This window comes from Mesorhizobium sp. M4A.F.Ca.ET.022.05.2.1, from assembly GCF_003998845.1.
GTDB lineage: Bacteria > Pseudomonadota > Alphaproteobacteria > Rhizobiales > Rhizobiaceae > Mesorhizobium.
The window spans coordinates 1-8,653 of record NZ_RZOJ01000265.1; the positions used below are offsets into that span (position 1 = coordinate 1).

The 8,653-nt window shown below is 65.0% G+C and carries 7 protein-coding genes, 1 tRNA gene and 1 pseudogene; 6 read left to right on the forward strand and 3 right to left on the reverse strand.

The features are described from left to right. Positions 1–1,475, forward strand: a pseudogene (atzF, locus tag EN745_RS23875) (allophanate hydrolase); the annotation flags it as partial. A 48-nt stretch (positions 1,476–1,523) separates the two neighbouring features. Here atzF and uxuA read toward each other — a convergent pair. Then, positions 1,524–2,708, reverse strand: coding sequence for a mannonate dehydratase (gene uxuA, locus EN745_RS23880; RefSeq protein ID WP_127422409.1), 1,185 nt, complete (start codon positions 2,706–2,708; stop codon positions 1,524–1,526). A gap of 175 nt (positions 2,709–2,883) precedes the next feature. On the opposite strand from uxuA, the gene EN745_RS23885 reads away from it, so the two are divergent. The 5 genes from EN745_RS23885 (at position 2,884) to EN745_RS23910 (ending at position 7,561) form a co-directional block, all read left to right on the forward strand. Further along, positions 2,884–3,666: an SDR family oxidoreductase gene (locus EN745_RS23885; RefSeq protein WP_126059350.1), complete on the forward strand. Its 783-nt coding sequence runs from the start codon at positions 2,884–2,886 to the stop codon at positions 3,664–3,666. Between the two features lie 159 nt (positions 3,667–3,825). After that, positions 3,826–4,524 (forward strand): GntR family transcriptional regulator, encoded by a 699-nt coding sequence (locus EN745_RS23890; protein WP_126058162.1) that lies wholly within the window; start codon positions 3,826–3,828, stop codon positions 4,522–4,524. A gap of 254 nt (positions 4,525–4,778) precedes the next feature. Then, a complete protein-coding gene (locus EN745_RS23895) occupies positions 4,779–6,134 on the forward strand; it encodes a glutamine synthetase family protein (protein ID WP_126058161.1) in 1,356 nt (451 codons plus the stop codon). A 148-nt stretch (positions 6,135–6,282) separates the two neighbouring features. Further along, positions 6,283–6,753 carry a nucleoside deaminase gene (locus EN745_RS23900; protein WP_126058160.1) on the forward strand — a complete coding sequence of 157 codons (471 nt, stop codon included), beginning with the start codon at positions 6,283–6,285 and terminating at the stop codon, positions 6,751–6,753. Positions 6,754–7,210: 457 nt separating this feature from the next. Further along, entirely contained in the window at positions 7,211–7,561 is a 351-nt protein-coding gene (locus EN745_RS23910; protein WP_127422410.1) for a hypothetical protein, read from the forward strand. 212 nt (positions 7,562–7,773) lie between these two features. Here the strand turns inward: EN745_RS23910 and EN745_RS23915 are convergent, their stop codons facing one another. Beyond that, positions 7,774–8,415, reverse strand: coding sequence for a ThuA domain-containing protein (locus EN745_RS23915; RefSeq protein WP_127422411.1), 642 nt, complete (start codon positions 8,413–8,415; stop codon positions 7,774–7,776). A gap of 145 nt (positions 8,416–8,560) precedes the next feature. Next, a tRNA-Met gene (locus tag EN745_RS23920) sits at positions 8,561–8,637 on the reverse strand. Positions 8,638–8,653: the final 16 nt, after the last annotated feature.

The window sequence follows — 8,653 nt, forward strand, 5'->3', positions numbered from 1 at the left end:
CGATCGCATTCCTCGGGATCGGCCACGGCGTGCGCACGCCGTGGCCGATCCCGAGGAATGCGATCGATCCGAAACTGGTGCCCGGCGGCTCCTCCTCCGGCTCGGCCGTGGCGACGGCGCGCGGCATCGTCTCCTTCGCGCTTGGCACCGATACCGCCGGCTCGGGTCGCGTTCCGGCCGGCCTCAACAGCGTCGTCGGGCTGAAGCCGAGCGTCGGCGCGCTGTCGACGGCTGGCGTCGTGCCAGCCTGCCGGACGCTCGACTGCGTCTCGGTCTTCGCGCTGACCGTCGACGACGCCTATGCGGTATTCTCCGTCGCCGCCGCGCGCGACGCGGCCGATCCCTATTCGCGTGACATCGCCGTCCAATCGCTCGCGGCGCGCCCGCCGGCGCTGAGCGTCGGTATCCCGGCAAAAGCCGACCTGAAATTCTTCGGCGATGCGGCAATGCAGGCTGGTTTCGAGGCGTCGCTGGCCTTGCTGTCGCCGCTCGGCTGCCGCCTGGTCGAGATCCCGTTCGGCGACTTCTACGCCACCGCCGATCTTCTCTACGAGGGCGCCTGGGTGGCGGAACGCTATGCCGCGATCCGCGACTTCTTCGAGGTGAACGAAGCGGCCCTCCATCCCGTGACGCGCAAGATTATCGGCGGCCGATAGGTTTCTGGCGCCGCCGACGCCTTCCGCGGGTTCTATGCCCTGCAGGCTTATAAGGCGCGGCTCGCCCCGGTCATCGCCTCCGTCGACCTGTTCTGCCTGCCGACGGCGCCAATCCACTACACGCTCGATGCCGTGCTTGCCGATCCGATCGCCACCAACAGCCGGTTGGGCACCTACACCAATTTCGTCAATCTGCTCGACATGTGCGGAATCGCCGTGCCGACCGGCACACGCGCCGACGGCCTGCCGATGAGCGTGACCCTGTTGGCCGCGGCAGGAAAGGATGGCCTCCTCGCGTCGGTCGCGCGCGACCTTCATTCAGCCAGCGATCTCACCCTCGGCGCGACCGGATGGCGGCAGCCAAGTGCTCAGCCCGCCGCCGCGCCCGCCGAGGACAGCATCGAACTGGTGGTGGTCGGCGCGCACCTCTCGGGAATGCCGCTCAATGGCCAGTTGAAGAATGCCGGAGCGCGTTTCTGCCGGGCGACGCGGACGAGCCCTTCCTACAAGCTCTATGAGCTTGCCGGCCAAATCCCACCCAAGCCCGGGCTGGTCCGGGTCGGCAGCGGCGGCGCGGCTATCGAGGTGGAGGTCTGGCGGCTTTGCGCCGATGCCTTCGGCCGTTTCGTCGCCGCTATCCCGCCGCCGCTCGGAATCGGCACCATCGAGCTCGACGACGGCACATCGGCGAAAGGGTTCCTTGCCGAAACCGCCGGCCTGCTGGCGGCGACGGATATCTCGGCCTATGGCGGCTGGCGCAATTTTGTCGCCAGGGCCCACGAGGCGCGCCGGCAACCGGAAAGCGTTCCCTCCAGATGAACGAGGGCCCCGCCGCCCGCCCGGCTTAGGGCCTCTGGAGGTTGCGCCTCAGGCCAATTCGAACCGCTCCACCGCGCGCATGATGCCGCGCAGTTCGGCGAGGCCTTTCAGCCGCCCGATCAGCGAGTAGCCGGGATTGATCCTGGTCTTGCCGATGTCGTCGGCAAGCAGGTGGCCATGGTCGGGGCGCATCGGGATACGCCAGTCGGACCGGCCTGCCATGCGCCGGCGCGCCTCTTCCTTCATCAGCGCCAGTATGACCGCCGCCATGTCGGTCGAGCCTTCCAGGTGCTCGGCCTCGTAGAAGGAGCCGTCCGCCTCGCGCGCCACGTTGCGCAGATGCGCGAAATGGATTCTTGAGGCGAATTCCCCGATCATCGCGACCAGATCGTTGTCGGCGCGCACGCCGTAGGAGCCGGTGCAGAAGGTCAGGCCGTTGGCCGGGCTGTCGACCGTCTCCAGGATGAAGCGCGCGTCGGCGGCGGTGGAGACGACCCGCGGCAGCCCGAACAGCGAGAAGGGCGGATCGTCCGGGTGGATGCACATGCGCGCCCCGACCTCCTCGGCGACCGGGATGATCTCGCTCAGGAACCAGGCAAGGTTGGCGCGCAGTTCCGCCGGGCCGATGGCGTCGTAGTCGGCGAGCGCGTCGCGCATCGTGTCGCGATTGTACTTGCGCTCGGTGGCCGGCAGGCCGGCGATCAGGTTGCGCTCGACCTTTTCGATCTGCTCGTCGCTCAGGGATTTCAGCCGCGCTTCCGCCTCCTTGAGACGCGCCGGGCTGTAGCTTGCCTCGGCATTCTTGCGCTTCAGCACGAAGACATCGTAGGCGGCGAAGTCGATCGCGTCGAAGCGCAAGGCATAGCCGGTGGTCGGCAGCCGGTACATGAGATCGGTGCGCGTCCAGTCGACCACCGGCATGAAATTGTAGCAGATGGTGGAAATGCCGGCCTTGGCCAGCGCCCGGATCGTGTCCTTGTACCAGCCGGCGTAACGCTGCCGTTCCGCCGCGCCGATCTTGATCGAGTTATGGACGGGAATGCTTTCCACCACCGACCAGGTCAGCCCGGCCGCCTCGATGATGCGCTTGCGCTCGAGGATAGTATCCAGGGGCCAGGCGCTGCCGTCATAGATGTTGTGCAGTGCCGTTACGATGCCGGTCGCTCCGGCCTGCTTGATATGGTCGAGCGTGACCGGATCGTCAGGGCCGTACCAGCGCCAGCATTGTTCCATGACACCCTCTTTTGTGATTCCGGCGGGACCTTATTGTCGGCCGCGACAGGGAGTCAAATCGGGCAGCCGCCGCCCGACGGGATACGCGTTCTTGTCGCCTGTCATCCTGCGCATTATGAGGATCGGCTACGGCGCCGCGCCTGCAAATCCCGGCGACAATCACGGAGTTTCGGCAATGAAGGATTTCGACGGCAAGATCGCCCTGGTGACTGGGACGACCGGGATCGGCCTGGCGAGCGCCAGGCGCCTCGCGGCGGGCGGAGCGGCGATCGTCGCGCTCGGTATCGACGAGAGCGCCAATGCGGCGATGCAGGACGAATTCGACCGCAACGGCGCCGCCGCGCTGGTGGCGACTGTCGATGTATCCGTGCCGGACCAGGTCGCCCAGGCGATCGCCGCCGGTGTCGGCCGCTTCGGCGGTCTGGACGTCATCGTCAATTCCGCCGCGGTGCATCCCTATGGCACCGCGACCAGCACCGACTTCGAGACCTGGAACCGGGCGATGTCCGTCAATGTCGGTTCCATCTACCTCACCGCCCACTACGGCATCCCCGAGATGATCAGGCGCGGCGGCGGCGCCATCGTCAACGTCGCCTCGGTGCAGGGCACTGCCTGCCAGCAGAATGTCGCCGCCTACGCCACCACCAAGGGCGCCATCCACACGCTGACGCGCTCGCTGGCGCTCGACTATGCCCGCCAGGGCATTCGCGTGAACTCGGTCAGCCCGGGTTCGATCCGCACGCCGATCCTCGAAAGGGCCGCGCGCGGCGACGACCCGAACGCCGATATAGAAGCAGCCTTCAAGCGCTTTGGCGAGGCGCATCCGCTCGGCCGCATCGGCGAGCCGGAGGAAGTGGCTGAACTCATCGCCTTCCTGTGCTCCTCCAAGGCGAGCTTCTGCACCGGCGCCGACTACAGGATCGATGGCGGCCTCCTGGCCGGCATTGGAGTAGGTTAGGGGGCATCGCTGGCAACGGGCCGGATGGCCGCCAAAGCCCGCACTTGCGGCGGCGCGCTGTAACCGTCTATCGTGGTTCCAAAGCCGCTCGCAACACATCCGGGCCGCCGACAGAGCCGACCGGGCAGATTTCAGGACGAGTGAAGCAACGCATCGCCAATGGCCGACAAATCGCAATTCGGGCTGACCGCTGTCGATACCGTTCCGTTGCATGAGAAAGTCTATCTGGAGCTCGTGCGGGCTCTGATGTCGGGCCAGTTGCAGCCCGGCCAGAAGCTGACCTCGCGCAAGCTCGCGAAGGAGCTCGGCACCAGCGACATGCCGGTGCGCAGCGCCTTCACCCGGCTGCAGGCCTTGAGGGCACTGAGCCCGATGCCGAACGGCAGCGTCGAGGTGCCGCTGATCTCGGCCGAACGCTTCTCGCAATTGACCGCCGTGCGCACCATCCTGGAAGGTACGGCCACCGAGCTCGCCACGAAACGCATCAACGGCAACAATCTGCGCGCCATCCGCCGCCATTGCACCGAGCTCACCCAGGCCGCGCGCGGCGGAAACATCGACGACTATCTGCGCAAGAACCACGACTTCAAATTCTCGATCTACCGCCACTGCGGCAACGAGCAGATGATCTTCCTGATCGAGACGGTGTGGATGCAGGTCGGTCCGTTCCTGAGGAACCTGGCGATCGGCTTCGAGGACGGCCTCGCCGGCATTCTCGGCATCGACTATCACGAGGAAGTCGTCGCGGCGATCGAGGCGCAGGACGGCGAACGGGCCCGCGCGGCCATCGTGCGCGACATCGACGAGGGTGCGACACATATCCTCGGCCAGGTGAAATTCCCGGACCTGCGCCACTAGGCAGACTGCAGGGCCCATTCGAGCACAAGCCGAAGGCGCCAAATCACGGCTTGGCTTTCCCGCGTCATCCAGCTATGTTGCGATCGCAGATCGCACAATACGGACCTGAAATGCCCCCCGATATCCCAGCTAGCAAATTGAAAAAATGAAGGAAAATTGCCTGGAAGCATCCATGGCGACCTTTCATGAACTCACAAGCTGAAAAATGGATATCGTAGCCGCGATGGCTACAGAAAGAACCAAGGGGCTGGAAATTGAGCGATGCAATTGCGGACGTTTTGAACTGGCTTGAAAGCAGGGAGGACATCCAGAGCCTGAGGGCCGCGGTGTGCGATCTGAACGGGATCATGCGCGGCAAGCGCATTCCCGTCGAGCAGGCGCGTAAGGCGCTCGAAGGCAAGCTGCGCATGCCCTACTCGCTGATCGGGCTCGACATCTGGGGCGAGGATATCGAAGGCAATGCGCAGGTCTTCTCGACCGGCGACGCCGACGGGCTTTGCCAGTGGACCGGGCGCGGCATCCTGCCCGTCAACTGGACGGCGCATCCGACAGCGCTTCTGCCGCTGTGGCTCGCCGATGAAAACGGCGCGCCCTATCTCGGCGACCCGCGCCGCGCGCTCGCCCGCATTCTCGACCGCTACGCCGCGCTCGGCCTGACCCCGGTCACCGCGACCGAGCTCGAATTCTACCTCGTCGACCCGACGTCGCAGCGCCCCGTCGGTCCGGTTTCACCGATCACTGGCCGGCGCCTCGATTCCGATGCCGCGCTCTCGATCGACGAGATCGACGATTTCGAGGCCTTCATCCATGACGTCTACGAGGCCTGCCGCATGCAAGGCATTCCCGTCGACACCGCGATCGCCGAGAACGGCGTCGGCCAGTTCGAGATCAACCTCAACCATGTGCCGGACGCCTTGCGCGCCGCCGACGACGCCGTTCTGTTCAAGCGCACCGTCAAGGGCATCGCCCGCAAGCACGGCTTTGCCGCCTGTTTCATGGCCAAGCCTTATGGGGAGCGCGCCGGCAACGGCTTCCATGTCCATTTCAGCGTCATCGATAAGGACGGCCGCAACATTTTCGACGACGGCAGCGACCAGGGCTCCGACACCATGCGTCATGCAGTCGGCGGGCTGCTTGCGGCGATGGCGGAGAGCACGCTGGTGTTCGCCCCGCACTTCAATTCCTATCGCCGGCTGCGGCCGCGCTCCTACGCGCCGACCGCGGTTGCCTGGGGCTACGAGAACCGCATGGTGGCGATCCGCATTCCCGGAGGGCCCTCCGCGGCGCGCCGCATCGAGCATCGCGTTTCCGGCGCCGACGCCAATCCCTACCTGGTGCTGGCGGCAATCCTGGGCGCGGCGCTGATCGGCATCGAGAAAGAACTGTCGCCCGGCGAACCGACCGGCGGCGAGGGACAAGGGCTCACGCTGGCGAAGCTGCCGCCGGACTGGGCCTCGGCCATCGCCAGCTTCGAAGGCGGGCCACTGGTGGCGGAGATCTTCCCGGCCACGCTGCGCCAGTCCTTCGTCGCCTGCAAGCGCCAGGAACTGAACACCTTCGCGCTCAACGTCAGCGACTTCGAGATCGAGACTTACCTGGAGAGCGTCTAGAGCATTTCCGGGAAACGGTTCGGCGGCGATTGTCATCAGCAGGTGGACGCTCAAGCGACGGTTGGCTCTTGCCAATCGCGCCCCCTGGCAGCAATCTCAGCTCAACAGCCGCGCATGGGAGTGAGTGTCGGCGTGAGGGGATTTTGCCATGACCCGCGATCAGATGCTCGCTCACCTCCGATCCGCTGACGCCGTTGCCCGCGACACGGCCGCGCATGGCCATCATCCGTTCGGTGCGGTGCTGGTCGGCCCGGATGACCGCGTGCTGATGCGGCAGGGCAATCTCGACACGGTGCGCCATGCCGAGACCGAACTCGCCCGGCGCGCAGCGACCGCCTACCGGCCAGAGTTTCTCTGGACCTGCACGTTGGTCACGACGGGCGAGCCCTGCGCAATGTGCACAGGCACGCTCTACTGGGCGAATATCGGCCGGCTGGTCTACGGCTTCGAGGAGACCGACCTCCTGGCGCTCACCGGGGATCACCCGGAGAATCCGACGATGAGTCTTTCTTCGCGCACCGTACTCGGCTCCGGCCAGAAAAAGATCGAGGTCTTTGGCCCTTTCCCCGAAATCGCGGACGAGTTGCTCACACCACATCGCGATTTCTGGAATCGCTAACAAGCACCACGCCATGCGACGGTCCTCCCTGGACGATCGTCGCTCCGAATTCCCATTTGCTTTCCGCTGATACCGTTCGGCGGCAGGCTACGCGGCAACGCCTTTGTTTTCGATGGAGCGAGCTATCGTCTGGAGCCAAATACCGGTTCATCGTGATCAGACGCTTGCCGGTCTCTCGACAAGGTCAGTGACGAGGCGATTGAGGTCATCTTAGCTTAGCCTAACGAATGTCTACAAGTTTGATAGACATTTGAGTCGGAGCAAGTCATACTGCCCTTCCAGTGCCTGGCCTTTTCGCATTCGTGTTCGAATGATCAGGAGATGACGATGACGCAGACATTTCTGGAGATCGTTCCAGATCCCATCACCATCAGGCCGGTGCAATAGACCAATCAATTCACCAAGGGCGCGGGGGCGTTGACAGCATGGATTGCTGCCGCGATCGAGGAGGAAACCGATGACCACACGCCTGCTGCCCGCCCTGCACGAGGGCCATGCCCCAATCCAGTTGCATGGCGCCTTCGACGAGGCTCTGGAAGCCTACCAGGCCTGGACTCCGGGCACGGACGAGCCGCAAGTCGAGTTCGAAGGCCATATGATCCCGATCAGCTCGGTCTTCGGTCGCATGCGGACCTGCACCGACATCCTGCCTTGGCGCATCGAGGCCGATGTCCTGGACACCGTCGGCGGCATGTTGCCCGCCGGCGGCGAAAGGTCGATCACCTACGCCGATGCCGCGCTCGTCCTTCGCGCCCTGTGCGTGGATCGCCTTCGCGACGACGGCGGCGTCCGCGTTGCGGTGAGATGAGGTCATTGCGCGTCACGTGAGGCCGTCCAACCTGACGCGCCTTGGCTGCACGCACCTGCAAGAGGCAGAAAGCGGGACCGGTCGTACCGTACTGGTCCCGCTGGTCTGCGTGTCATGAAGCAAGATACGCGGCACGTTCGATCGCGATCATCCGAACGGGCAGGCGGTGATAGAATCTCAAGCCGGCATTGCCACAGCGCTCGGCACGGGCGTCAGCGTGCCGCCCAGGCCAGCCCGCGGCGCAGGATGGTCCGCATCTGCGGTACCTCGAACTCCTTGGCCACATGCCCCAACGACGAGTAGAACACCCGACCCTCGCCGTGTCGGCGCTTCCAGACCACCGGCATGACGACGCCGTCGATCCACGGCGCGTGCGCGCCGGTGAAGGTGGTGGTCGCCAGCACCTCGTTCGAGGGGTCGACATGCATGTAATACTGCTCGGAGCGGTAGCGGAAATCGTCGATGCCGCTCATGATCGGATCGTCGCGGCGGGCGATGTCGACCCGGTAGTCGATGATGTTGCCGGGATGGGCGACCCACTGGCCGCCGCACATGAACTGGTAGTCGGTCGAATCGCGAAAGGCGTCGCCCATGCCGCCATGATAGCCGCCAAGGCCGACGCCGCCCGCGATTGCGGTGGTGAGGTTGGACTCCTCGGCCTTGGTAAGCTTGGACATGGTGTAGATCGGCACGATCAGGCTGAGATCGGCGATTGCGGGATCGGCGAATGCCGCGGTCGAGGTCTCGACGCGAACGGCAAATCCCTCTTCCTCGAGCATCGTCTTGACGGCGCGCGCGCCGAGTTCCGGCTCATGGCCCTCCCAGCCGCCCCATACGATCAGTGCCTGCCGCATCTTCCGCTCCTTATGCTTAGCCGCGCGGCCGGACCTGCGGCATCGCGATGCCGCCGACCATCGCTGCAAAGTTCTGCCGAGTCGAGCTGAAAGACCGTAGGGTGACAAACGAAAACGGCCCGCGCGAGGCGGGCCGTTTTGTATTTGGTTGCGGGGACAGGATTTGAACCTGTGACCTTCAGGTTATGAGCCTGACGAGCTACCGGGCTGCTCCACCCCGCGTCAACTACGAGCAAGC

What these genes read in the sequence shown, in the direction of transcription:
- uxuA (WP_127422409.1), bottom strand. Translation starts at nt 2,708, where the DNA reads ATGGAACAATGCTGGCGCTGGTACGGCCCTGACGATCCGGTCACGCTC.
- EN745_RS23885 (WP_126059350.1), top strand. Translation starts at nt 2,884, where the DNA reads ATGAAGGATTTCGACGGCAAGATCGCCCTGGTGACTGGGACGACCGGG.
- EN745_RS23890 (WP_126058162.1), top strand. Translation starts at nt 3,826, where the DNA reads ATGGCCGACAAATCGCAATTCGGGCTGACCGCTGTCGATACCGTTCCG.
- EN745_RS23900 (WP_126058160.1), top strand. Translation starts at nt 6,283, where the DNA reads ATGACCCGCGATCAGATGCTCGCTCACCTCCGATCCGCTGACGCCGTT.
- EN745_RS23910 (WP_127422410.1), top strand. Translation starts at nt 7,211, where the DNA reads ATGACCACACGCCTGCTGCCCGCCCTGCACGAGGGCCATGCCCCAATC.
- EN745_RS23915 (WP_127422411.1), bottom strand. Translation starts at nt 8,415, where the DNA reads ATGCGGCAGGCACTGATCGTATGGGGCGGCTGGGAGGGCCATGAGCCG.